Here is a 25,252-nt window from a genome sequence, read left to right on the forward strand (position 1 = left end):
AAACATTCTACCAGGAAGCGGCGGTAGCCTCACGGTCTCAACAGGGAGAGGCGTTTTTAAGTACGTTTTTTAAGTACAATTGCCGCCTTCAGACACAGTTATCTTCAAGTACCGTTATCTTCAAGTACAATGACTCCCTTACAATGCGGGCAAACTTCTCAAGAGCAAGTGTTTATGACCACCACACCTTTGCAAAACGACCGTTTTCTTCGTGCGCTGGCTCGCCAGCCTGTCGACCGCACTCCGGTGTGGATGATGCGCCAAGCAGGCCGATACCTGCCAGAATATCGCGCCAGCCGCGCCGATGCTGGCAGTTTTATGGATCTGTGTCGCAACCATGACCTAGCTTGTGAAGTAACGCTACAGCCCCTTGAGCGTTACCCACTAGATGCCGCCATTCTATTCTCCGACATCCTCACCATCCCAGATGCGATGGGGCTAGGGCTTTATTTCGAAACCGGTGAAGGTCCGAAATTCAGAAAAACCGTGCGCACTCCAGAAGAGGTTGCAGCGTTAACGGTACCCAACGCCGAGCGCGATCTCGATTATGTGATGCGCGCCGTATCGACCATTCGTCGTGAGCTGAACGGTCGCATGCCGTTGATCGGCTTTTCGGGTAGCCCCTGGACGCTAGCCACCTACATGGTGGAAGGCGGTTCTAGCAAAGATTTCCGCCATCTGAAAACCATGCTTTACGATACGCCAGACACCATGCACCAATTGCTGGATACCCTGGCGCAGTCGGTAACCGACTACCTAAACGCGCAAATTCGCGCGGGCGCTCAAGCAGTACAGATTTTTGATACCTGGGGCGGTGCGCTTTCAACCCCCGCCTACCTGGAATTTTCGCTGCGCTACATGGAGCAAATTGTCTCCGGCCTGATTCGTGAGCACGATGGCCGCCGCGTGCCGGTTATTCTGTTTACCAAAAATGGCGGCCAATGGTTGGAACACATCGCCTGTGCCGGAGCCGATGCGCTTGGTATCGATTGGTCGACCGAACTTTCCGACGCCCGCTCTCGCGTGGGCCATAAAGTCGCGCTGCAGGGTAATCTCGACCCCAACGTGCTGTTCGCCCGCCCCTCGGCCATTCGCGCCGAAGTGGCTCGCGTACTGGAGAGCTATGGCCACGGCCCGGGCCACGTCTTTAACTTGGGCCATGGCATCAGCCAGTTCACCAACCCCGATCACGTCACCGCCTTTATGGAGGCGCTGCACGATTTAAGCCCGCAGTATCATCAAGGCATTCCTACCCAAACGAACGCCCCGCGCCCAGGAGCCAAGTAATGAGCGATTTACGCGACGACCAGTGGTTTACCGAAGTATTTGATAGCCACGGCAGCGCTTTCTCGCTGAAAGTCACTGAGAAATTGCTGGATGTGCAAAGCCCCTACCAGCACCTGGAAGTGTATACCACAGAGACCTACGGCAACCTGATGGTGCTCGATGGCTGCGTGATGCTGACCGATCGCGACAACTTCCTCTATCACGAAATGATAGCCCACCCAGCACTGTTCACCCATCAAGACCCCAAACGGGTAGTGATTATTGGTGGTGGCGACTGCGGCACGTTAAAAGAGGTGTTACGTCACCCTGGTGTTGAAAAAGTGACGCAAATCGACATCGATGAAGAAGTGACCAAGGCCGCCGAGCGCTTCTTCCCAGCGTTGGTAGAAGCTAACGGCGACCCGCGTGCCGAGCTGCTGTTTGCGGATGGTGTGAAGTGGGTAGACGACGCTGCCGATGAGAGCATCGACGTGCTGATTATCGACTCTACCGACCCGGTCGGCCCCGCCGAAGGGCTATTTAAAACCGACTTCCTGAAGCGTTGCCACCGTATTCTAAAAAATGGCGGCGTGATGGTGCAGCAAAGCGAATCACCGCTTTACCACAGCGGCTCTATTATTCGCGAACTGCGTAACGACATGCGTGAAGCGGGCTTTGATAGCGTGGCCACACTGCCCTTCCCACAGCCGGTTTACCCTTCTGGCTGGTGGAGCGTCACGTTGGCCGGCAAAGCGACCAGCGTTGAAAGCTTCCGCGAACAAGCTGCCGCTGAACATAAAATGCCGCTACAGTACTACACTGGTGATGCTCACCGTGGTGCACTATCGCTGCCGCCTTTTATGCGTAAAGCCTTCGCATAACTTAGCGTCTGCGAATAGCCAAAAAGCCGAGCATTGCTCGGCTTTTTTTATGTGCTTACGTTTTGAGCTTACGTTTACTTGCCCTTTCACGTTAAGGAATAACAAATGAAAACCGTTCGTTGGTTGGGAGTAGGAATTGGTGTTTTAGTACCTGCGATGGCCATGGCCAGCACGCTGGAAACCGTTCAGGAACGCGATCGCGTACGTTGTGGCGTTAACGCTGCCCAACCAGGCTTTTCGTCATTAGATGACGACGACCAATACCGAGGCCTGGATACCGATGTATGCCGTGCCATAGCCGCTGCGGCGCTTGGCGACGCGACAAAAGTAGATTTCGTGCCACTCGACTCGGTAGAACGCTTCACCGCGCTGCAGTCTGGCGAAGTCGATGTCCTATCACGCACCACGACTTGGACCTCGAGCCGTGACACGACGATGGGGATGAACTTTACCGGCGTAAGTTACTACGATGGCCAAGCCTTTATGGTGGCCAGCGACCTAGGCGTGCAAAGCGCCAAAGAGCTTGATGGCGCGGCAGTTTGTACCCAGTCTGGCACCACCAGCGAACTCAATCTTTCTGATTACTTTCGCATCAACGGCATGACTTATGATGCTGTCGTTTTTGATGCGCCTGAACAGTCTATTGCGGGCTTTGAAGCAGGCCGTTGCGATGTTTTAAGCTCCGATGCTTCCCAACTGTATGCCCAGCGGATGCAGCTTGCTGATCCCGACATGGCGGTCGTGCTCCCTGAAATTATCTCGAAAGAGCCGCTGGGCCCAGCCGTTCGTCAAAATGATGACCAATGGTTCAATCTTGTGAAGTGGTCGCTGTTTGCCATGCTAAATGCGGAAGAGCTGGGCATTACACAAGCTAACGTAGATGAACAGCTTAATTCGGAGAATCCTGATGTCATGCGCCTGCTTGGTCAAGATGGTGACTTTGGCGAGCCGATGGGCATCAGTACCGATTGGGCGTACCAAATCATCAAGCAGGTGGGTAACTACGCCGATATCTTTGATAGAAACGTCGGTGCCGACTCTGACTTCAAGATTGCCAGAGGCTTAAACGCCTTGTGGAAAGACGGTGGCATTCAATACGCACCACCTATTCGTTAATCCTGTTCATCCTTCAAGCCCGTTAATCCATCACACTGAGCGACACTATTTTTTAAGCTAACAGCCACATTAGCGACTATGCATCAAAATAGAGCAATCACTAGTCGCTAATGTTTCTTTTTGCACCAATACTTTCGTATACAGCAGGCATTTTGCGTTGAAAAGCGCTGAATTTGACGACATATCCTTTCTGGCACCTTCCTTGCTAGCTTCTAGTGTCATGCATTTGCATGCATAACGACATTAAATCGAGTAAGGGGAACGACCATGATGAATAAAAAACACTTGGTACTGCTGGCCTCCGCGGGTGCTATCACGCTGGCCGGTGTCGCCACTGCTCAAGCTGATACGTTAGCAGACACGATGGAACGCGGCGCCGTTCAGTGCGGCGTCAGCGATGGCCTGCCAGGTTTCTCCGCCCCGGACGATGAAGGTAACTGGCAAGGACTCGACGTTGACGTATGTCGTGCCGTTGCCGCCGCCGTTCTCGGTGATGCTGATGCGGTGAACTACATTTCTCTGAACGCGGTAGAGCGTTTTACGGCCCTGCAGTCTGGCGAAGTCGACGTACTATCACGTAATACCACCTGGACCACCACTCGTGACACCACCCTGGGCCTCAACTTCACTGGCGTGACCTTTTACGACGGTATCGGCTTCCTAGTTAACCGCGATCTGGGGCTTAGTGGTGCCGACGAATTGGATGGTGCCGCTATTTGTATTCAGTCTGGCACCACGACCGAACTCAACGTAGCCGACTACTTCCGCGCCAACGATATGCAGTTCGACCCCATTGTATTTGATACCTCTGAACAAACCGTGGGTGGCTTCCAGTCTGGGCGCTGTGATGTATTAACCTCGGATACTTCTCAGCTGGCGGCACTACGTATTCAGCTAGATGACCCGGACAGCGCGGTCATTCTACCCGACATTATTTCCAAGGAGCCTCTGGGCCCTGTCGTACGTCAAGGCGACGACGTATGGTTTAACATCGTGAAGTGGTCGTTATTCGCCATGATTAACGGCGAAGAGTATGGCGTCACCAGCGAAAATGCCGAGGAGATGCTCAGCTCTGAGAATCCTGATGTTGCCCGCCTACTTGGCCAAGATGGCAACTACGGTGAAGGTATGGGCTTAGAAGCCGATTGGGCCTACAACATCCTGAGCCAAGTCGGTAACTACGGCGAAAGCTTTGAGCGCAACGTCGGTATGGGCTCTCCGCTTGAAATTGAACGTGGTGTTAACGCCCTCTGGAACCAAGGTGGCTTCCAGTACGCACCGCCGATTCGCTAAGCGTCTCGTTTGACCCCGGCCCGCCGCTCCATCCTTCCAAGGGCATCGGCGGGCCATTTGATTGACCGTCCGTATCGCGGAGACGCCTTCCATGTCCGTAAGTCCTAACACTCGTCCCGCTGGCCACAAGCCGCCGTTTTGGCGAGATCGCGCCAAACGTGCGCTTATTTTCCAGCTACTCCTCGTCGCCGCTGTGGCAGCCTTTTTGTTCTACATTGTCGGTAATGTCCAAGACAACTTATCTGCACGTGGTATCACCACCGGGTTTGGTTTCTTGGGCAACACCGCAGGTTTTGGGATTGTGCAGAGTCTGATCGACTACTCATCTCAAAGCACTTATGGCCGTACCTTCTTGGTCGGCTTACTGAATACGTTGCTGGTGGGTGGCCTAGGGGTATTGGCCGCGACCATCATTGGCTTTATTGTTGGCATCGCCCGCCTGTCGCCTAACTGGCTGCTAGCGCGCTTAGCCACCGCCTATATCGAAACTTTCCGCAATATTCCGCTGCTACTGCAAATATTCTTCTGGTACTTTGCGGTATTACGCACGATGCCAAGCGCCAGAGATAGCTTGGCATTTGGCGAAGCCATCTTTCTCAACGTACGCGGGTTGTATTTACCCCAACCGCTGTTTGAGTCTGGCTTTGGCCTGATCCCTCTGACCTTCCTTGTCGCCATTGTTGCCAGTATTGCCCTGGTGATATGGAACAAGCGTCGCCATGAAGCCACAGGTAAACGCCTGCCAGCTTACTGGATCTCATTTTTACTGATTTTTGGCTTACCGCTATTAGTGCTCGTTGCTACTGGCGTGCCGGTTACCTGGGAAATGCCGGAACTGCGCGGCTTTAATTTCCGTGGCGGTATTACGGTAATCCCTGAGTTCCTCGCGCTTTGGCTGGCACTGTCGATTTATACCGCCTCGTTTATTGCTGAAATTGTCCGCTCTGGCATTCAGGCAATTTCGCACGGGCAAACGGAAGCTGCCCAGGCACTAAGCCTGCCACGTAACCTGGTACTTCGTCTGGTGGTTATCCCTCAGGCACTGCGCGTCATTATTCCGCCGCTAACCAGCCAGTACTTGAACTTGATTAAGAACTCGTCGCTGGCAACCGCCATCGGCTATCCCGACCTTGTCTCGGTGTTTGCAGGTACCACGCTGAACCAGACCGGCCAAGCCATTGAGGTCATTGCAATGACCATGGCGGTCTACCTAACCATCAGCCTGCTGGTGTCCATGTTTATGAACTGGTTCAACGCCCGAGTGGCACTGGTTGAACGCTAGGCCGACGGTGAGGATATTTACATGATCCATAATCAAACAATTATTAAAGAGCGGCCAGCCCCCAGTAGTTCTGTCGGGGCGGTTGCCTGGCTACGTGCCAATCTGTTCAACGGCCCGATCAATACTATCTTTACCCTAATCGGGCTTTACATACTCTATTTGCTGGTCGTTCCCACCGTTCAGTGGGCGTTTTTGAATGCCGATTGGATAGGTACCACACGGGATGACTGCTCTCGGGAAGGGGCTTGCTGGGTTTTCATCAATGCACGCTTTACCCAATTCATCTACGGCCTGTATCCCCGTGAGGAAATCTGGCGAGCCAACATCGTCTTTGCTGGTTTCTTTACGCTGATAGCTTGGCTGGCCATTCCCCGCCTGCCCCTCAAACGTTGGGTGGCGATATTTGCTCTTGTTGGCTTCCCCATCGTTGCCTATGTGCTGCTGCACGGCGGCTACTTTGACATGCCTCGCGTGCCTACGCATCGCTGGGGTGGCTTGCTGCTAACCCTGCTGCTGGCTACCGTCGGTATGGTGGGCGCACTGCCTATCGGCATTGTGCTGGCGCTGGGGCGGCGCTCCAATATGCCCATCGTGAAAAGTTTCTGCGTCGTATTTATCGAGTTTTGGCGCGGAGTACCGCTGATTACGGTGCTATTCATGGCCTCGGTAATGCTGCCGCTGTTCCTTCCCTCTGAGATGAATGTAGACCGTTTAGTACGGGCACTGAGCGGCCTAACGCTATTCCAAAGCGCCTACATGGCCGAGGTGATTCGTGGTGGCCTGCAAGCCATTCCAAAAGGCCAGGAAGAGGCTGCTGCTGCGCTCGGCATGACCTACTGGAAGCGGATGGGGCTGATTGTGCTTCCCCAGGCGCTGAAAATGATGATTCCCGGTATCGTGAATACCTTCATTTCGCTGTTTAAAGACACCACCCTGGTCATGATCATCGGACTATTTGACCTATTGGGGATCGTGCAAGCGGCGCTGGCCGACTCACGCTGGCTGGGCTTCTCGCTGGAAGGCTATGTCTTTGCCGCCTTCATGTTCTGGGTCTTCTGTTTCAGCATGTCGCGCTATAGCCAGTATTTAGAACGCAAGCTGCACACCGGCCATAAGCGCTAACGCCGCTTTTATTAACGATTTTTTAGCAGGATAAAGACATGACTCAAGCAGCCACCAACATCTCTGGTACCCCTACTTCTGACCTGATGGTTGAAATGCGCGGCGTTAATAAATGGTACGGCGATTTTCACGTGCTGCGCGATATCGACCTGGAAGTAAAGCGCGGCGAGCGTATCGTTATTTGCGGGCCGTCAGGCTCAGGCAAGTCAACCTTGATTCGCTGCATTAACCATCTGGAAGAGCACCAGCAAGGCGATATCGTGGTAGGCGGCGTACCGCTTACCCAAGACGTTAAGCGTATCGAGCAAATCCGCCGTAGCGTGGGCATGGTATTCCAGCACTTCAACCTCTTCCCTCACTTAACCGTGCTGGAAAACTGCTGTATCGCGCCCATGTGGGTGCAAAAAAAGCCGCGCCGCGAGGCGGAAGAAATGGCCATGCAGTACTTAGAACGGGTGCGTATTGCGGAACAGGCGCTTAAGTACCCCGGTCAGCTTTCCGGCGGCCAGCAGCAGCGGGTCGCCATTGCCCGCTCACTGTGCATGCACCCTGACGTCATGCTCTTCGACGAACCAACGTCGGCCCTTGACCCAGAAATGATCAAGGAAGTGCTAGACGTCATGGTCGAACTTGCCAATGAAGGCATGACCATGCTGTGTGTGACCCACGAAATGGGCTTTGCCAAAACCGTCGCCGACCGGGTGATTTTTATGGACCAAGGGCAAATCATCGAAGAAAACGCACCTGAACCGTTCTTCAATAACCCGCAGTCAGAACGTACCCAGCTATTCTTAAGCCAGATTCTGGGGCACTAAGTAACGCAATTGGTAAAGCAGTTGATAAAGCAATGGGCCTCAGCGAAGGCCCATTGTTATCTCAAACGATGCCGATTCATTGCCCGCTCTCCCGCAACCACTGCCAGTCCGCACCAGAAACCGACTAACTCCCCAGTGGGGTAATACTGGCAGGCTGCAGGGCAGGTTGCTCGCGGTGTTGCGTCAGCGGTTTATTGGCGAGTGCTGTGAGCAATATCTGTAGTGGATCGCCATGGCTCACCACCAGCACCGTTTCGCCTTCACAGCGGCGCTCTAGCTCCTCAATCACTGCACACATACGCTTGGCAACGTGACTTACCGCCTCCACCTGATGCTGTTGATGGTCAGCATCTTGGGCATCTAACGCCCAGACGTCAGGGTAATGCCGATCCGATTGGCCATCGAGCTCACCGAAGTAGCGCTCACGAAGGCGCTCCTCTTTCTCCAGCGTTAAGCCAAACGCTGTAGCGACTCGATCAGCGGTTTGTGTTGTCCGCAAAAAGTCTGAGTGCACAACTTTGGTGGGCGTCGGCCAACACCATTGTGCAACGGCTGTTGAAAGCTGCTCTTCACCCAAAGATGACAAGCCGAAGTCGCAAAGCCCACGCCCAGGCGAACTAATAATGAGGCCTTGTTTGTTCGCTTGGCTATGGCCATGGCGCATCAACAGATAGCGATTTCGCCAATGGTAGAAGGCGGCTGTGAAAGTGTTTGACATATCTTCGTAATAAACCCTAGATTGAAAGAGATCGTTTTCGAAAAATAAACATCTAGCGCTACAAATGTCCACTTGCGAAACGTACGCGCAGTAAAAGAAGCGCTGAATTCGATAGTGGATAGCACAACACAAAAATAACGCACATAAGAGGCTAACTATGGAAACATCACGTTTCTGCAAGCGTCCGCTTGCCATGCTAGCGGCTGCATCACTGCTCCCCTTCGCACTCCTCTCTACCCATGCCTTGGCAGAGTGCGAGCGCGGTGACCTGGATTCACTGTACTGCGATGAAAACGGCGACATGGTGGCTGATCGGCCAAGCGACGAGTCTGGATGGGCAAACCCGGACACCCTTATTTTTGCTTATACCCCGGTAGAAGATCCGGCCATTTATTCGGATATCTGGCAGCCCTTTATTGATCATCTATCCGAGGTTACCGAACGCGATGTGCGCTTCTTTGCGGTCCAATCTAACGCCGCACAAGTCGAAGCCATGCGCAGCGGGCGCTTACACATTGCTGGCTTCTCGACCGGCCCGACTCCTTTTGCCGTTAACTTAGCAGGCGCGGTGCCCTTCGCACTGATGGGGTCAGATGATGGTCAGTTCGGCTACACCCTGCAGCTATTTACCCATGTAGACTCAGATATTGAGAGCCTGGAAGACCTCAAGGGCAAGCGTGTTGCCCACACCTCGCCAACGTCCAACTCCGGTAATCTAGCGCCGCGTGCCTTACTGCCAGAGCTTGGCATCACTCCCGAAGAGGATTACGACATCGTTTACTCGGGCAGCCACGATCAATCGATGTTAGGCGTCGTCGCTCGGGATTACGATGCCGCGCCGGTGGCTTCTGAAGTAGTCGAGCGTATGGCAGCACGTGGTCTTTACGATGAGGAAGATGTGCGTCTGATCTACGAATCTGACCGTTTCCCCACGACCTCCTATAACTACGCCCATAACTTACACCCGGATCTTGTAGAAAAAATCGAGGAAGCCTTCTTTACCTTCGATTTCGTCGGCACCGAGCTTGGCGAGGAGTTTGAAGGCGTCGAAAAGTTTATTCCGATTAATTACAAAGATAACTGGCAAGTGATTCGTACCATCCAGGCGGCTAATGACGTGAGCTATACACGAGAAAACCTGGAGTAACAACGATTGCGCCGCCCCAGCGGCGCAATTATTCGCCTTTCGATGGAAACAATCACATGCTGGAAATTACCAATCTGGTCAAACGTTATGGCCACAACGAGGCGGTGCTGAAAGGACTCGATCTTAAGGTAGAGGACAACAGCGTTGTTTCTATTGTTGGCGCGTCTGGTGCTGGTAAAAGCACCATGCTTCGCTGTATCAATCGCTTAGTAGAACCTACATCGGGCTCTATCAAACTCAACGGCACCGAACTGGTGAATGTGAAAGGCGCTGAGTTACGCCGTGCCCGGCGCAAAATTGGCATGGTCTTCCAGGGATTTAACTTACTTGATCGCCTCACCGTCATGGAGAACGTACTGGCTGGGCGGCTTGGCTACGTTAATCTCTATCAAGCAATCTCGCGTCGCTACCCTCAAGCCGATATAGAGCGCGCATTTACCCTTATGGAGCGCGTAGGGATTGCTCATTACGCCAATAAACGTGCCGATGAGCTTTCCGGCGGTGAGCGCCAGCGTGTCGGGGTGGTGCGGGCATTAATGCAAGAACCCGACCTGTTGCTGGCCGACGAACCAACGGCATCGCTCGACCCACGCACGTCCGAGCAAATAATGATACTGCTGCAGAGCCTTGCCAGTGAGCTTTCGCTACCGGTATTAATCAATATTCATAACGTTGCGCAAGCAAAAACCTACACTGAGCGCATTGTCGGCTTACGCCACGGCAAAATGATTTTTGATGGCGTGCCTGCAGACTTCAACAAAGACGCTCTTGATGCCATTTATGGTGGTATTGAAGCGCCTGATGACGCTATTACCGAGCAGCCCGGTGCCCATGCTGAGGAGCCACGACATGACGCCGTCTGACTCCCCGTCTCCCCCACGCACCTGGAAAAAACCGCCATTCATTGCCAACCCCATCATCCGCTACGGTATTTTTATTGTCGCTGCGATTTATCTGGTGTGGGCTTTCGGTTCTTTGCCGTTTAACTGGGCGCGCATTTCAGAAGGCTTACCGCGAGCAGCACGCATTTTTAGCGGGGGTTTTCCACCCAGCCTGGAACGTTACGAGCTGCTACTAACAGGCTTTAAAGAGAGCTTCCAAATTGCCATTCTCGCCACGCTACTAGGCGTTTTTCTATCGATTCCTTTTGCGGTGATGGCCGCTCGTAACATCGCCCCGATGCCCATTTACGTGATTGGCCGCGCGGTCATTATTATCTCGCGCAGCTTTCACCCCGTTATCGTGGCTATTTTATTCGTGGCGGCCGTTGGCTTTGGGCCGCTGGCAGGTATTTTAACGCTGACGCTCTACTCCATCGGGTTTGTTGGAAAGCTGCTAGCAGAAGAGATCGAAGAGATTGACTGGGGGCAGGTAGAAGCCATGCGCGCGGCAGGAGCAGGCTACATTGCCACACTTTATTACGCCGTCTTTCCACAAATATTGCCCCGTCAGGTCGGTCTATCGATGTACCAGCTTGATAGCAACCTACGCGCCTCTGCGGTGGTCGGCATCGTCGGCGCAGGCGGTATCGGTGGCACATTAATGAATGCCTTTGGTCGCTATGATTACGACTTCGCCTTTGCGATTTTACTGGTCATCATTGCGGTTATTTTACTGAGTGAAGGCATCAGCGGCTGGGTGAGGAAAAAAATATGGTAGATCACGCTCAGCAACTTGCCGACCGTGTTTGGCATCGCTACGACCGTAAAGGACGCTTAATCCGCTACGCTGTACTGCTAGGCACACTGATGCTGGTGTTCTGGGCGGTTCGCGATATTGATATTTTCTGGCCCTGGGTATGGGACGCGCCCAACCAAATGTCTAATTTGGCTGCGCGCATGTGGCCGCCCAGCCCTGCCGGGTTAAGCAATATTCTGAACGCGCTGCTGGAAACGGTACATATCGCGACGTTGGCCACATTTCTGACTATTTTTCTCGCCTTGCCAGTCGCCTATATCGCCGCCCAGAACACCACCCCCAATCGTGCTTGCCTATGGCTGGGGCGCTTTATTCTAGTCTCCAGCCGCTCGGTTAATACGATTATATGGGCGCTGTTATTCGTGGCTATTTTTGGCCCCGGCGTGTTAGCAGGGATTCTGGCGATTGTGTTTCGCTCGATAGGCTTTATTGGCAAATTAATGGGTGAAGCCATTGAAGAAATCGACCGTCGCCCGGTGGAAGCGATGGAAGCCACCGGGGCTTCCAAGGCAAAAGTGGTCGCCTACGCCATTGTGCCCCAGGTAATGCCGGCCTTTTTTGCCATCGTGATTCTGCGCTGGGATATCAACATCCGGGAATCCACCGTGCTGGGACTCGTTGGCGCAGGTGGCATTGGCGTGATTCTGCAAGGCGCTATTGACACTTTTGCTTGGCCGACAGTCGCGACTATTTTGATCGCGATTATCATCTTAGTACTGATTGGCGAAGCCATTACTAGCCTACTGCGCAGCAAAGTGCTTTAACCCCTTTTTACCTTCGCAAGTGTTTGACCAAACGGCAAACGCTTGCCATGGTTAGAGGGTAACTAACGACAAGGAGGACGTACGACGATGACCACCTATATCGTGGTAGCTGATGCCGCCCGCGCGCGTATTTTCACCCGTGATGCGTTGAATCTCACTGAGCATGAGAGCCTTGTACACGCAGCAGGCAGGCTGCACGAAGGTGACTTAATCACCGATCGCCGCGGTGCCGATGTCCATGAATCTACGTCAACCTCATCGCGCTCGTCTGGAGAAGAAGGCGCTGCCTCGCAGCATGAAAATGAGCTGTTTGCGAAAGAAGTCGCCAAGCGCTTATATGGTGCACGCGTCGATAACAGCATGGAAAAGCTTATTATGGTCGCGCCACCGAAATTTCTTGGGCTACTGCGAGAAAAACTCGACAACACCACCCACAAACTGGTCATTCACACGCTTTCGAAAGATTTGAGTAAAGCTTCTCTGGCCGATATTCAAAATGCCGTTAGCGACTTACGCTAATGCTCTCTACGTCACCCTCGCTTTCCCACTAAGCACGCTTTTCTGCTAAAGAAGTGGTCGCTTTTGCCGATAGTCGTCTTACCCCTGACGATTTAGAGAGCGACCATGTTTTCGTCCCTGCGAGCCCGCATCTTACTAGCCGCCCTCACGGCCATTATTGTAGCCCTCATCATTAATGGCATAGCCAGCTACACCACCGTCAAGCATCACAACAATCAACAAGTAAGCCGTAATCTCAGTGCCGTCGTTAACGGCAACACCCAGGCAATTAATGAGTGGTTTAACGCTCGCTATACCATGCTGGCCAGCATGGATGATGCTGTTGGCAGCAGCGACCCGCTTGCCGCATTGCGTCAGTTGGCTGATTCTGGAAGCTTCATGACTGCCTATATGGCTTATCCCTCTACGTCTGATGCTGTTTTTTCTGATAACTGGCAGCCGCCTAGTGATTATGACCCTCGCCAACGCCCCTGGTATCAGGATGCTGCCAACGCCAAAGACACCGTTATCACAACACCTTATGTCGATGCCCAAACAGGGGGGTTAATCGTTACCTTTGCACGCCCCTTCTATCGTAACGGGCAGCTAGCTGCTGTCATTGGCGCAGACATCACAATTGAAGATGTCATTGATATTGTGGCCAGTATCGCCCCGACACCTTCAAGCTTCGGTTTTTTGACGACGGAAGATGGCACGCTCGTGGCGCACCCTGACGCCGCGTTAACGCTTGAGCCGTCCTCAGTGTTGAGCAGCGATCTAACCAACGACAGCTTGGCCAAGATTATCCAAGCCGAAGAGCCTCAAGCGCTTGAACTGCAAAACAGTGGCAAGCTGCTGATGGGCAGCACAGTAGGTGGCAGCAGTGGCTGGCAGTTAGTCGTGGCGCTTGATGAGCACGAAGCCACCGCAGGCCTGCGTGCCATTGCGACTACCTCGATTATCACTTTGCTGATTGTCGCGGCCATCACCGCCGTTATATTTGGAATCCTGCTTTCATTGATGCTTCGTAGACTGCTTGGCGTGCGCAACGCGATGGATAACATTGCCTCGGGAGATGGCGATTTAACCCTACGTTTGCCAGAAGAAGGCAACGATGAAGTGACCCAAATTGCCAGCGCGTTCAACCGTTTTGTCGGCAAAATGGAAGCCGTATTGGTTGATGTCCGCACGAGCAGTGAAGCGGTTCATCACGCGGCCAACGAAATTGCCATGGGTGGTCAGGATTTATCACGCCGTACCGATAACGCGGCCGCAAGCCTGCAGCAAACATCTGCGTCGATCGAGGAAATCACCAGCACCGTTCAACACACTGCCGCGTCCGCCCAGCAAGCCAACCAGCTCTCCCATGCAGCATCAAACGTTGCAAAGGAAGGCGGTCAAGTGGTGGCCAATGTCGTCACAACGATGGAAGACATTTCTCAAGCCTCTAATAAAATTGGTGAAATTGTCACGCTGATGAACAGCATTGCCTTCCAAACCAATCTGCTGGCACTCAACGCCTCAGTAGAAGCGGCCCGTGCCGGCGAACATGGCCGCGGCTTTGCCGTGGTGGCCGACGAGGTGCGCAAACTAGCAGGGCGCAGTAGCGAAGCTGCCAACGATATTCAAAAGCTAATCGAAGACTCACAAAGCAAAGTCAACAATGGCACCTCTCTGGTACAAAATGCGGGTGCGACGATGCAGGATATTGTTGCCCATATCACCCGTGTTACCGATGTGCTGGAGGAGATTAACGCAGCCACCAGCGAGCAGAGCGACGGCATTAATCAAGTCAATATTGCCGTTGCCGAGCTTGATCGCATGACCCAGGAAAACGCTGCCATGGTGGAAGAGTCCACTACTGCTGCTGAGCAACTGAAAGAGCAAGCGGAGCATCTCGCGGGGACCATAAGCAGCTTTAAACTGTCCCACGCTGCCACGCCTGCTTTGCAAGTGCCCTACCAAACATCTGACAACCAACGTCGCCATATCGCCTAGGGATTACACTATGCATTTCCGCTCATTACGCTCTTTTGTCGTGGCACTAGCAGGCCCTTGCCTGTTAGCCATTGTGGCCGCCCTGGTGGTGTATAACCTGATCGCCGCCTCACACACCCAACAAACCGTGGATGACCACACCAGTGAGCTCATGGAAGACGCGCTGGATGCCCGCTTAAACGCCATTGCCGAAGCAGAAGGCCAGCGCATTCAGCGCGAGTTGGACAAAGCGATGACGCTGGCCAGCCAACTCGCCATGACCAATGCGTTAATGGGGACGGAAGATGCAGAAGGCCAACGCGCGCTCTACCTAAGCCGCCGACAGCTATCAAACCTTGTACGCCAAACCGTCGCCGACAACCCTGACCTAGTGGATGCCTATATTGGCTGGGAGCCCAACGCCTTTGGAAATGACGCTCGCTACGCGGGCGACGAGCGCTACGGCCATGACGGCAGCGGCCGCTTTATGCCTTGGTGGTACCGCACTGATGATGGCGAGCTGGCGATACTGCCGCTAGGTGAGGATATCGAGAGCGAAACGCCCCTGGCAAGCGGCGTGCGCGAAGGTGAGTACTACCTGTGTCCGAAGGAAACCTTAGCTCCTTGTATTATCGACCCCGCAGCTTACGACTTCGGCGGTGAAACCCAGCTAGTCACCTCGTTCAACGCGCCGATCTTGGTAGATGGCGAATTTCGTGGTGTGGCAGGGATTGATTTGGCGCTTAACTTTATCCAAACCCTGTTAAACGACGCCAACCAGGCGCTTTATAACGGCGCTGGCCGAATGACACTGGTGGCAGGGCGTGGCGGCTTGGTAGCGGATACCGCTGGCAAAGAAGCCTTGGGCTTGCCCGCTAGCGATTCGCTAAGTGACACGCTATTGGCAGGCATTGAGCAGGCAATAACGCAGGGCAGCCTACACAGCAGCATGGCCGATGGTATGTTCCAGCGTTATCAGCCTATCGCCCTTGGCAATACGGATCAGCCCTGGGTGCTGGTACTGCAGCTCCCCGAGTCAGTGGTACTGGCCGAACTGAACGCTTTGCAAGACGTGCTCAGTGAGCAGCGCCAGCAAAACACGTTCGGCATGACACTAGTGGGCTTATTGCTGGCCGCGATTGGTGTCGGCGCACTGTGGTGGATTGGTGGACGAATCGCACGCCCTCTTAAACGCCTGGCCAACCGGATGGAAGAGATCGCGACAGGACATGGCGACCTTACCCAACGCTTGCCTGTTCATGGCCGCGACGAGAGCGCAGCGGTAGCAGAACAGTTCAATGCCTTCGCAGAGAAAATCCAAACCATTTTGCTGGATGTGCGGCGCAGCAGCGAAGCCGTAAACCATGCGGCCAATGAGATTACTCAAGGAGGGCAAGACCTATCTCGGCGCACTGAGCAGGCCGCCGCCAGCCTGCAGCAGACCTCTTCAGCCATGGAAGAGATCAGCAGTACCGTTGGCCACACCACCCATGCCTCTCAGGAAGCCAGTGGGCTTTCCCAAACCGCCTCGGAGCTAGCATCTCGTACTGACAGTGCGTTTGAGCAGGTGGTCGCTACGATGACGGATATTCGCACTAACTCTGATGAAATTCAGAGCATTGTCAGCGTCATTGATGGCATCGCTTTCCAAACTAACCTACTGGCGCTAAACGCATCTGTAGAGGCTGCCCGTGCAGGGGAGCATGGTCGTGGTTTTGCCGTCGTGGCTGATGAGGTACGCAAGCTCGCCTCGCGCAGCAGTGACGCCGCTAAAGATATTCGCCAACGCATCGATGCCTCGGCAGGCAAGGTAGAAAGCGGCACCCAAATGGTGCGTGATGCCGAAGCCGCTATGCATGAACTGGCTCAAAGCGTGACGCGCGTTACTCAAATGCTCGGCGATATCAGCACGGCCGCGCGTGAGCAAAACGATGGTATTAGTCAGGTAAGCATTGCCGTCACCGATCTAGACCAGATGACTCAGCAAAACGCAGCCCTAGTGGAGGAGTCCACCACCGCCGCCGAACAGCTAAAAGATCAGGCGGATCGGCTCGATGCACTGGTGGGTGGCTTCACCCTTGAAGCACATGACAGCCGCCACCCACAGAGCCAACACACACTGCCTGCGCCAACGCTGGCACAGTACTAAACGGCTATTAAATCAGGCCGCCAGGAGATCGGCAGTAGCGCAGGTTTATCGCTACGCTGGGCTCCGGCGGTCATTATCCTGCCAGGCCTCATTGCGAGGCCCACCTCGTAATCCATCCTTCCTTAGCTCGGTTTACTCCAGGGCGTATTTCCCACCTTGCGAACCGATAACAACATGATCTTAAGCATACGCCTAAAGTCGCACCCATTGGTGCCGATAGTAGGGCTGCAGATAGTACCTATCAGATAGTGCGTAACAGATAGTACGTAAAAGATAGTACGTAAAAGATAGTACCTAAAAAGTGGCCTGTTTTAGGCCTTAGCTTTCCTAACTAGCGAGACTATATTCATGCTGTCGTCCCTACGCTTGCGTATTCTTATCATCACGTTAATGGTAATTACGCTAGCACTGACTATTAATGCCTCAGTCAGCTACCTGACCCTGCAAACACATAATGACCAGCAGGTAACTCAGCAGTTGGCCTCTATTGCACAGGGTAACGCCCTGGCCATTGAGGAGTGGGTTGATGCCCGAGCCGCCATACTAGAGGCAGCGCGCACGCCAGTGATCGATAATGACCCACTTGCGCCACTCATCCAGCTAGCAGAGTCAGGCGGTTTCCTAACGGCATTTTTCGGCCAAGCCGATGGTAGCCACCTTTCGTCCGATGGCTGGGTACCAGGCAGTGATTTTGATCCACGCCAGCGCGACTGGTACCAAGCAGCAACAAAGCAGGATCGTACGATCGTCTCGCTGCCTTACGTGGACGCTAATAGCAATCAGCTAGTGGTTAGCTTTGCTACGCCAGTCAAGCGTAATGGCCGTTTGTATGGGGTGATCGGCGGCGATGTCGTCATCGACAACCTAGTCAGTCAGGTCAACGCTATTCGGCCAACGCCCTCGAGTTTTGCCTTTCTAAGTAGCGGCGGCGAAACAGTGATTGCTCACCCCGACGCGGCGCTGACGCTCAAACCGCTGAGTCGAATTAGCGACACTCTGTCCCCTGCGTCCATCGAACAGCTAAGTGCTGCGCAAGACGCGTGGGAGCCTATCGAAGTCGATGGCCTGGATAAGCGACTCTCAGTGACCCCCATCGCAGGAACCGACTGGGAACTCGGCGTGGCACTAGACGAGCATGAAGCCACGGCCGGGTTACGTGCCATTCTCAAGTCTTCATTGTTGACGCTAATCGCCATCATTGCTGTCACGGCGCTGCTGTTGAGCTTGTGGCTCAAGCGTACTTTCGCTGGCCTAGAACGGGCGCGTGATGCTCTGGATGACATTGCCAGCGGCGAAGGCGATCTAACCCGCCGACTTCCCGAGCAGGGCAGTGATGAAGTGGCTCAGATCTGCGGTGCTTTCAACCGCTTTGTGGGCAAAATGGAAGCAGTATTGGTCGATGTACGCACCAGCAGTGACTCGGTGCACCATGCCGCGAATGAAATTGCCTTGGGCGGCCAGGATCTATCCCGCCGTACCGATAATGCGGCTTCTAGCCTGCAGCAGACCTCGGCTTCAATAGAACAGATCACCAGCACCGTGGAGCACACCGCCGCATCGGCCCAAGAAGCCAATAAGCTATCTCAAACGGCCACGAACGTAGCTAAGGAAGGCGGGCAAGTGGTCGCCAATGTGGTTACCACGATGGAAGATATTTCCCAGGCCTCCCATAAAATTGGCGAAATCGTCACGCTAATGAACAGTATTGCCTTCCAAACCAACTTACTGGCCCTTAACGCCTCCGTAGAAGCCGCCCGGGCAGGGGAGCATGGCCGTGGTTTTGCGGTCGTTGCTGATGAAGTACGCAAATTAGCAGGACGCAGTAGTGAAGCCGCCAACGATATTCAAAAGCTCATTGAAGACTCACAAAGCAGAGTGAATAACGGCACTGTATTAGTGCAAAACGCAGGCGCAACCATGCAGGATATCGTTGCTCATATCACTCGCGTCACCGATGTGTTGGAGGAAATCAACTCCGCCACGAGTGAGCAGAGCGATGGCATCAAACAGATCAATATCGCCGTGTCTGAACTTGACCGTATGACTCAGGAGAATGCTGCCATGGTGGAAGAGTCCACCACTGCCGCTGAACAATTGAAAGAGCAAGCTGATCATCTTAAGGGCACCATCAGCAGCTTTAAGCTGTCTCAACACCCTTCGGCTCCTCTAACCATCAGCTCAACCAGCGCTTTGCCATCGTATTGAGTGACTATCGTATTGAGTGACTAAGGAATCGGCGGCAGTGAAATATCGTCGCTGCGCTTGGCACCCGCGGTCATCTCGCGGCAAAGTCGCAAGAACTCTCGCACCCCCGTGGTAAGGTACTTGTGGCGGTGCCAGATGAAAGTGAACTGACGTTTTAAGTCTAATTCCGGTGTTGGCAGAGGCACTAAGCTGCCGCGCCGGAAAGCATCGCGCAGTGCTAGCCTGGAAACGCAGCCAATCCCCAGGCCCGACTCTACTGCCCGCTTAATACCCTCGGTATGCTCAAGCTCCAACAGGGTATTAAACCGACTACGCCGATGCCGCGCGGCGTGCTCAAGAGTCATGCGGGTGCCAGAGCCCTCCTCACGCATAATCCAGTCTTCACGCAGCAGTTGTTCCAGCTCAAGATGCTCACGCCCCGCCAACGGGTGTCGCGGTGAGCAGAAGACGCACAGCTCATCCTCTACCCATGGCTGGCTAATAATCATATCGTCGTCGCACTGCCCTTCAATCAGCCCTAAATCAAGCGAGTGCTGGCGTACACTCTCAATAATGTGACGCGTGTTACGCACCGCTAGCCGCACCCGACTGCCGGGATAGCGCTGCATGAAATCGCTGATCAACAGAGTGGCTAGATAGTTGCCAATGGTTAGCGTTGCGCCCACATCCAATGCGCCTACGCCCTGCTGGCCGCGCAACAGTTCCTCTACCTCTTCGGCCCTGTCCAGCAGGGCCACCGCTTTTGGCAACAGTTGAAAGCCCAACGCATTAAGCTTCAGTCGTTTTCCCATGCGGTCGAGAAGCTGGCAGTCAAATTGACGCTCAAGCTCCGCGAGCGACGTACTGGTAGCAGATTGGGACATAGCGAGGGCACGCGCCGCCTGAGAAACACTTTCGTGCTGGGCGACGGCCACAAAGACTTCCAACTGGCGCAGGGTGTAATGCATAGCGACAACCTATCTTGTTTCGGCGGCATATCTATTTTTTAGATAAGTGTTATCAGTATAATTTGCTTAACAGATATATCTCTCTTTATTTAGAATTAGCAGCAACATATTTAGCCATTTTTTATGCTTTTTTAGAATATGGCAGACGAGGCTTAGGCCACTCTGCCCATTGGAGGAGTTAGCATGAGCAAGTTTGCCCTGGAAGAAGTCCTCAGCGTTCACCACTGGAACGACACCCTGTTCAGCTTCCGCACCACTCGCGAGCGTAGCCTACGCTTCAAAAATGGTCAGTTTGTGATGATTGGCCTGGAAGTGAACGGCAAACCGCTGATGCGTGCTTACTCCATCGCCAGCCCCAACTACGAAGACCATCTAGAATTTTTCAGCATCAAAGTACCCGATGGCCCGCTCACCTCGCGCTTGCAGCACCTTCAAGTTGGCGACCAACTTATGGTCAGCCGCAAGCCTACGGGCACGCTGGTATGCGATGACCTGCTTCCCGGCCGCAACCTTTACATGCTTTCCACCGGAACAGGCCTTGCACCGTTTATGAGCCTGATCCAAGACCCTGAAGTATACGAGCGCTTTGAAAAAGTGGTGCTGATACATGGCGTGCGCGAAGTATCTGAACTTGCCTATGCCGACTTTATTACCAAAGAGCTGCCTGCTCACGAATATTTAGGCGAAGAGATTGCCGAGAAACTGGTGTACTACCCCACGGTTACCCGTGAAGAATTCCACACCATGGGACGCCTGACCGATCACATTCGCAACGGCAAGCTGTTTGAAGATACCGGTCTTCCGCCGATTGATCCGCGCCAAGACCGCGCGATGATTTGCGGCAGCCCCGCCATGCTCGACGACACTAGCGCACTGCTAGACGAATTGGGCCTGAATATTTCCCCGCGAATGGGCGAGCCGGGTGATTACGTGATTGAGCGTGCCTTTGTTGAGAAGTGAGTAGTGAGTAGTGAGGAGTGAGGAGTTGGTATGCCCCCATTTTTGTAGACACTTGGGCTTAACTGTTCGCAGCATAGGCGCTGGGAGTGAGACCTCCTAGCGCCATGTGCCTTCTCATTTTTGGATAGAACTCATCAATATAGTATCGGACCTCATCGCCCATATCGCTTCGTTCTATAGTGCCTAGCGGCTTTGTCCATTCCTTCTTGAGCAAGGCAAAAAAGCTTTCTGCACAGGCATTATCCCAACAATTTCCTCGGCGAGACATGCTTATTGTGACCTCACGGCCGTTAAGCCACGCCATCACCTCTTCGCTGCGATACTGTGTGCCTTGGTCAGAATGAAAAAGCAATTCCTTTCCGACCGGCTGAGAATGCTTCCAGGCTGACTCCAGCGCGTTTAACACCAGCTGTGAACTGTTGACTGCCCCCTGCGCATAACCAACGATTTGACGGGTACCAAGGTCCATGACCGCCACCAGATAGAGCCATCCTTCCTTACAGCGAATCTGGGTAATATCCGAGACCCAAACCTTGTTCGGCTCGCCAACTGAAAATCGCCGATTCAGTAAGTTAGGCAAAACGGGTAATGTCGACACAGCGCGCCGATACCCGGGTTTCAAGGCGGTACAGGAACGATAGCCTGCTTCTTGAAGGAGGCGTTGAACCTGATTCTTCCCGCAGCGGTACCCTTCATCTTGAGCTTCAATCCATAGCTTCCGATAACCGGGCACACTGTTCATTTTCTTGGCACGCTCTAGCAAAAAAGACGTGATGCTTTGATGGCGCTTTTGCATTTTTCCAGGACACCGTTGGCGACCTTTCCATCGGTAGTAACCTGAGCGAGAGACACCGAGTACTTCACAAGTTATTGAGAGCGGCCACCGCAACTGGCGATGGATCTCAATAAAAGCAAATTTTACTTGCCGTGCTTGATAAAGTACTCGTCCGCCTTTTTTAAAATTTCAGTCTCCAGCTGGGATCTTCTTAGCTGCTTTTTTAATCTCTTGATTTCATTTTCAAGCTCCTGAACGCTTTTTTCAGGGCCATCATTGGCAATTTTCTTGTCAGACGATGTGTGATCCATGGTCAACTCCTTGCGCCAACGACTTAATGTATTTGGATGTATACATAGTTTGGCAGCAAGCGTTGTCTGCGTCTGCGGTGAAGAGAGTGACGTTTGCACGGCTTCACGTTTAAACTCATCGGAATACCTGGGGCTACGCTTATATTTCATAACACCTTCTCTCTGAAAAAGGTGTCTACTTTTTCAGGGGCATTCCAAGTGAGTAGTGAGTAGAAAAACTCTAGTCGCTTTAATGGCTACATCACTAATACAAAGCCCCTGCTGGAGATGATCCACAGGGGCTTTGTGCTGCCTACTACCTACAGTTCAACAATTTACTGCTTTTTACTTACCATTCACCACTCACCATTCACAGTTAACAAGCCTAAACCGCGTCTTTACCGGTTTCACCGGTACGAATACGGATCACCTGTTCCAGCGGCATGACAAAGATTTTGCCATCGCCGATTTTGCCTGTGTTGGCAACCTGCGTAATGGCCTCAATAACCTGTTCCGCCATATCGTCATCTACCGCAACTTCTAGCTTTACTTTGGGCAGAAAATCCACCACGTACTCTGCACCACGATACAACTCGGTGTGACCTTTCTGACGGCCAAAGCCTTTCACTTCCGTTACCGTAATGCCCTGCACGCCGATATCAGAGAGCGATTCGCGTACGTCATCAAGCTTAAACGGCTTGATAATGGCTGAGATCAATTTCATTGCGACATCCTCTAGCTTGGTGGCCTTTTATTAAAGGTTGGCGGGACACTGCTGTTAGCCAAGCCCGTTAGCGTTAAGCATACACCGCTACAGGCAGAGAATAAAAAATCAGCGCCAATGGATTGTAACAATGCACTAAGGCAAAAAGGCCTCCCGCTAGGGGAGGCCAAAAGAGCACGCCAGCTCACTTTATTAGCGTAAGCTTATTTCTTAACGCTAAATTCGGGATAGGCTTCAAGACCGCACTCGGCAATATCGACGCCTTCATACTCTTCTTCTTCGCTAACTCGGATACCCATGATCGCTTTCAGCACCAACCACACCACCAGGCTCGCAACGAATACCCAGCCAAAGATACCAACGATACCGATCAGCTGTGCGCCGAAAGAAGCGTCGCCATTGGTCAGCGGAACCGCCAGCACGCCCCAGATACCCACCACACCGTGTACTGAGATCGCGCCGACCGGATCATCAAGCTTCAGCTTGTCCAGCGTGACGATCGCAGCGACAACGATCAAGCCACCCACCGCCCCAATCACCGCAGCGCCTAGCGCAGAGGGTGACAGAGGATCCGCAGTAATCGCGACAAGACCAGCCAATGCACCGTTAAGCGCCATGGTAAGGTCCGCTTTACGGAACCACAGCTTGGCAAGAATCAGTGCGGCAAGCACGCCACCGGCAGCGGCCGCATTGGTGTTAACAAACACCTGAGCAACGTTGTTGGCAGAGCTGATGTCAGACATTTTCAGTTCAGAGCCGCCGTTGAAGCCGAACCAACCCATCCAAAGGATAAAGGTACCCAGTGTGGCCAGCGGCATATTGGCGCCTGGAATCGCGTGGATAGAGCCATCTTTACCGTATTTACCTTTACGTGGGCCAAGCACCAATACACCCGCTAAGGCAGCCGCGGCACCTGCTAAGTGAACAATGCCGGAACCCGCGTAATCGGAATAACCGACTTCAGACAACCAGCCGCCGCCCCACGTCCAGTAGCCAGACACCGGATAAATAAAGGCTGTCATCACCACCGCGAAGGCCAGGAAAGCCCACAGCTTCATGCGCTCAGCAACCGCACCAGACACAATCGACATGGCAGTGGCCACAAACACTACCTGGAAGAAAAAGTCAGAGCGCATTGAGTAGTAAGGCGCATCATCACCGCCTGCGGTCACTGCATCCACGCTGTTTTCAGCGCCAATCAAGAAACCAAGGTTGGGTAGGAAGCCACCCGCGCTGCTGGAATACATAATGTAGTAACCCACCAGCAAGTACATGGTGCAGGCAATCGCGAATAGCGCGATATTTTTGGTCAGAATCTCGGCGGTGTTTTTTGAACGTACCAAACCAGCTTCAAGCATTGAGAAGCCAGCGGCCATCCACATAACGAGCACGCCGCAAATTAGGAAGTAAAACGTGTCGAGCGCGTAGCTCAGATCAGTCAACTCATTCATTTTAAGTTCCCCGTTGAACTATAGAAATGATCCGAAAAAACAGCTTCAAACGGCGTCTGCACCGCGTTCGCCTGTCCGAATCCGAATAACGTCTTCAAGCGGTGTCACAAACACCTTGCCGTCACCGATCTTGCCGCTGTTAGCTGCGCTACAGATCGCTTCCAATACGCTCTCTAACCGGGTGTCGTCCACGGCTACTTCAACTTTTACCTTGGGTAGAAAGTCGACGACGTACTCTGCCCCCCGATACAGCTCGGTATGCCCCTTTTGACGACCGAAGCCTTTAACTTCAGTCACCGTGATGCCCTGAACGCCGTTGTCAGCGAGCGCTTCACGAACGTCGTCAAGTTTGAATGGCTTGATGATAGCGGTGATGAGTTTCATCCCGGATCTCCCCTGCTGGATTAGGTAGCGGCAGCGCCGCCCGAATTAACTGCTTACCTCGTTAATGCGCATACCGTGCCACCCAACTTTTTTTTCTTATAAGTCAGCAGTTTGTTTTGTAAAAACCAAGATTATTCGGTGGCAAGGAAGACTTAGCAGCAGCCGCCACCGTCTGCTTGCACCATAAAAGAACATTAATAAAAACGCGGCGCTTCATTTAGATGCACTGCGACGATAAAGAGAGACCAGAGGCTAATTTGCAAACGATGCATGCGTATCGGCAGCGGGTTGCGTATCCTTATTAATAAGCAGTGAACATTTATGCGTGGTCATTTAAGGAGAGAGCGATGGCGCCTCAAGATCGCATTAGCCGTTTAGCCCAGCAAATTGGGGATCGTTTACAGAACGCGTCCCAAGCCCCTGAAGATATTCAAAAAGGCGTACAGCAAGTAGTACGCGGTGCCTTTGACAGGCTGGAGCTGGTGTCACGGGAAGACTTTGATATTTTGATGGATGTATTGCAGCGCACCCGCTCACGCGTTGAAGCCTTAGAGCGCCAAGTGGCCAGCCTTGAGGCCGCCGTGGAAGCCTCTACCTCAACGCCCCCATCCCCCATCGAAGCAGAAGCACCACCCGCCCCCACGCCAGAACCGAGCAGCGATGGTTCAGAGGATAGCAAGCCCGCCTAAATCCACAACGGACGGCAATAGGTTGACGACGCCTATTGCCGACTACAGGGTGGCTTAATAGGTTGATGCTGATGACGTAATGAGCGTCCTGCCCAATCAAC

23 protein-coding genes are annotated in these 25,252 nt (G+C 53.3%); 17 read left to right on the forward strand and 6 right to left on the reverse strand.

Annotation, left to right across the window (positions count from 1 at the left end):
* The first annotated feature begins 174 nt into the window (after nt 1–174).
* The 7 genes from hemE (at nt 175) to NDQ72_19530 (ending at nt 7,775) form a co-directional block, all read left to right on the forward strand.
* Entirely contained in the window at nt 175–1,287 is a 1,113-nt protein-coding gene (gene hemE / locus NDQ72_19500; protein ID WKD28195.1) for a uroporphyrinogen decarboxylase, read from the forward strand.
* Complete coding sequence (speE, locus tag NDQ72_19505) at nt 1,287–2,147, forward strand: polyamine aminopropyltransferase (GenBank protein WKD28196.1); 861 nt, start codon at nt 1,287–1,289, stop codon at nt 2,145–2,147. The genes hemE and speE overlap by 1 nt, the downstream gene beginning before the upstream one ends.
* A gap of 105 nt (nt 2,148–2,252) precedes the next feature.
* Nucleotides 2,253–3,263, forward strand: a complete 1,011-nt coding sequence (locus tag NDQ72_19510; GenBank protein WKD28197.1) for an amino acid ABC transporter substrate-binding protein — start codon at nt 2,253–2,255, stop codon at nt 3,261–3,263.
* Between the two features lie 267 nt (nt 3,264–3,530).
* The gene (locus NDQ72_19515; protein ID WKD28198.1) at nt 3,531–4,556 is read left to right on the forward strand and encodes an amino acid ABC transporter substrate-binding protein; all 1,026 of its coding nucleotides are present in this window, start codon (nt 3,531–3,533) and stop codon (nt 4,554–4,556) included.
* A 91-nt stretch (nt 4,557–4,647) separates the two neighbouring features.
* Entirely contained in the window at nt 4,648–5,838 is a 1,191-nt protein-coding gene (locus tag NDQ72_19520; protein ID WKD28199.1) for an amino acid ABC transporter permease, read from the forward strand.
* Nucleotides 5,839–5,859: 21 nt separating this feature from the next.
* Nucleotides 5,860–6,960, forward strand: a complete 1,101-nt coding sequence (locus tag NDQ72_19525) for an amino acid ABC transporter permease (protein ID WKD28200.1) — start codon at nt 5,860–5,862, stop codon at nt 6,958–6,960.
* An 86-nt stretch (nt 6,961–7,046) separates the two neighbouring features.
* Nucleotides 7,047–7,775 (forward strand): amino acid ABC transporter ATP-binding protein, encoded by a 729-nt coding sequence (locus NDQ72_19530; protein ID WKD30449.1) that lies wholly within the window; start codon nt 7,047–7,049, stop codon nt 7,773–7,775.
* 124 nt (nt 7,776–7,899) lie between these two features.
* On the opposite strand, the gene NDQ72_19535 is transcribed toward NDQ72_19530, so the two are convergent.
* Nucleotides 7,900–8,493, reverse strand: coding sequence for a histidine phosphatase family protein (locus tag NDQ72_19535; protein WKD28201.1), 594 nt, complete (start codon nt 8,491–8,493; stop codon nt 7,900–7,902).
* 157 nt (nt 8,494–8,650) lie between these two features.
* Here NDQ72_19535 and phnD point away from each other — a divergent pair, with 157 nt between their 5' ends.
* The 8 genes from phnD (at nt 8,651) to NDQ72_19575 (ending at nt 18,931) form a co-directional block, all read left to right on the forward strand.
* The gene (phnD, locus tag NDQ72_19540) at nt 8,651–9,640 is read left to right on the forward strand and encodes a phosphate/phosphite/phosphonate ABC transporter substrate-binding protein (protein WKD28202.1); all 990 of its coding nucleotides are present in this window, start codon (nt 8,651–8,653) and stop codon (nt 9,638–9,640) included.
* A gap of 56 nt (nt 9,641–9,696) precedes the next feature.
* Entirely contained in the window at nt 9,697–10,503 is an 807-nt protein-coding gene (gene phnC / locus NDQ72_19545) for a phosphonate ABC transporter ATP-binding protein (GenBank protein WKD28203.1), read from the forward strand.
* Nucleotides 10,490–11,299, forward strand: a complete 810-nt coding sequence (gene phnE / locus NDQ72_19550) for a phosphonate ABC transporter, permease protein PhnE (protein WKD28204.1) — start codon at nt 10,490–10,492, stop codon at nt 11,297–11,299. Before phnC ends, phnE (NDQ72_19550) begins: the two co-directional genes overlap by 14 nt.
* Nucleotides 11,293–12,102: a phosphonate ABC transporter, permease protein PhnE gene (gene phnE / locus NDQ72_19555; protein WKD28205.1), complete on the forward strand. Its 810-nt coding sequence runs from the start codon at nt 11,293–11,295 to the stop codon at nt 12,100–12,102. The genes phnE (NDQ72_19550) and phnE (NDQ72_19555) overlap by 7 nt, the downstream gene beginning before the upstream one ends.
* Before the next feature lie 87 nt (nt 12,103–12,189).
* A complete protein-coding gene (locus tag NDQ72_19560) occupies nt 12,190–12,621 on the forward strand; it encodes a host attachment protein (protein WKD28206.1) in 432 nt (143 codons plus the stop codon).
* Nucleotides 12,622–12,726: 105 nt separating this feature from the next.
* Entirely contained in the window at nt 12,727–14,598 is a 1,872-nt protein-coding gene (locus tag NDQ72_19565) for a methyl-accepting chemotaxis protein (GenBank protein ID WKD28207.1), read from the forward strand.
* A 10-nt stretch (nt 14,599–14,608) separates the two neighbouring features.
* Nucleotides 14,609–16,726, forward strand: a complete 2,118-nt coding sequence (locus tag NDQ72_19570) for a methyl-accepting chemotaxis protein (protein WKD28208.1) — start codon at nt 14,609–14,611, stop codon at nt 16,724–16,726.
* A 348-nt stretch (nt 16,727–17,074) separates the two neighbouring features.
* Nucleotides 17,075–18,931 (forward strand): methyl-accepting chemotaxis protein, encoded by a 1,857-nt coding sequence (locus NDQ72_19575; protein WKD28209.1) that lies wholly within the window; start codon nt 17,075–17,077, stop codon nt 18,929–18,931.
* Between the two features lie 20 nt (nt 18,932–18,951).
* Here NDQ72_19575 and NDQ72_19580 read toward each other — a convergent pair whose 3' ends face one another.
* Nucleotides 18,952–19,878, reverse strand: coding sequence for a LysR family transcriptional regulator (locus NDQ72_19580; GenBank protein WKD28210.1), 927 nt, complete (start codon nt 19,876–19,878; stop codon nt 18,952–18,954).
* A gap of 183 nt (nt 19,879–20,061) precedes the next feature.
* Here NDQ72_19580 and NDQ72_19585 point away from each other — a divergent pair, with 183 nt between their 5' ends.
* Nucleotides 20,062–20,838, forward strand: a complete 777-nt coding sequence (locus tag NDQ72_19585) for a ferredoxin--NADP reductase (protein ID WKD28211.1) — start codon at nt 20,062–20,064, stop codon at nt 20,836–20,838.
* Nucleotides 20,839–20,896: 58 nt separating this feature from the next.
* On the opposite strand, the gene NDQ72_19590 is transcribed toward NDQ72_19585, so the two are convergent.
* The 4 genes from NDQ72_19590 to NDQ72_19605 form a co-directional block, all read right to left on the reverse strand.
* Nucleotides 20,897–22,074 (reverse strand): IS3 family transposase gene (locus NDQ72_19590; GenBank protein WKD28212.1). Its coding sequence is split into 2 segments (ribosomal slippage): nt 20,897–21,783 and nt 21,783–22,074, totalling 1,179 coding nucleotides; the frame shifts between segments, so codons are not numbered across the junction.
* 214 nt (nt 22,075–22,288) lie between these two features.
* Nucleotides 22,289–22,627: a P-II family nitrogen regulator gene (glnK, locus tag NDQ72_19595; protein ID WKD28213.1), complete on the reverse strand. Its 339-nt coding sequence runs from the start codon at nt 22,625–22,627 to the stop codon at nt 22,289–22,291.
* A gap of 203 nt (nt 22,628–22,830) precedes the next feature.
* The gene (locus NDQ72_19600) at nt 22,831–24,078 is read right to left on the reverse strand and encodes an ammonium transporter (GenBank protein WKD28214.1); all 1,248 of its coding nucleotides are present in this window, start codon (nt 24,076–24,078) and stop codon (nt 22,831–22,833) included.
* 45 nt (nt 24,079–24,123) lie between these two features.
* A complete protein-coding gene (locus NDQ72_19605; protein WKD28215.1) occupies nt 24,124–24,462 on the reverse strand; it encodes a P-II family nitrogen regulator in 339 nt (112 codons plus the stop codon).
* A gap of 347 nt (nt 24,463–24,809) precedes the next feature.
* On the opposite strand from NDQ72_19605, the gene NDQ72_19610 reads away from it, so the two are divergent.
* A complete protein-coding gene (locus NDQ72_19610; protein ID WKD28216.1) occupies nt 24,810–25,151 on the forward strand; it encodes an accessory factor UbiK family protein in 342 nt (113 codons plus the stop codon).
* The last annotated feature ends 101 nt before the right edge of the window (nt 25,152–25,252 follow it).

Origin of the sequence: Halomonas sp. KG2, assembly GCA_030440445.1 — a bacterium.
In the GTDB taxonomy this organism is placed as follows: domain Bacteria; phylum Pseudomonadota; class Gammaproteobacteria; order Pseudomonadales; family Halomonadaceae; genus Vreelandella.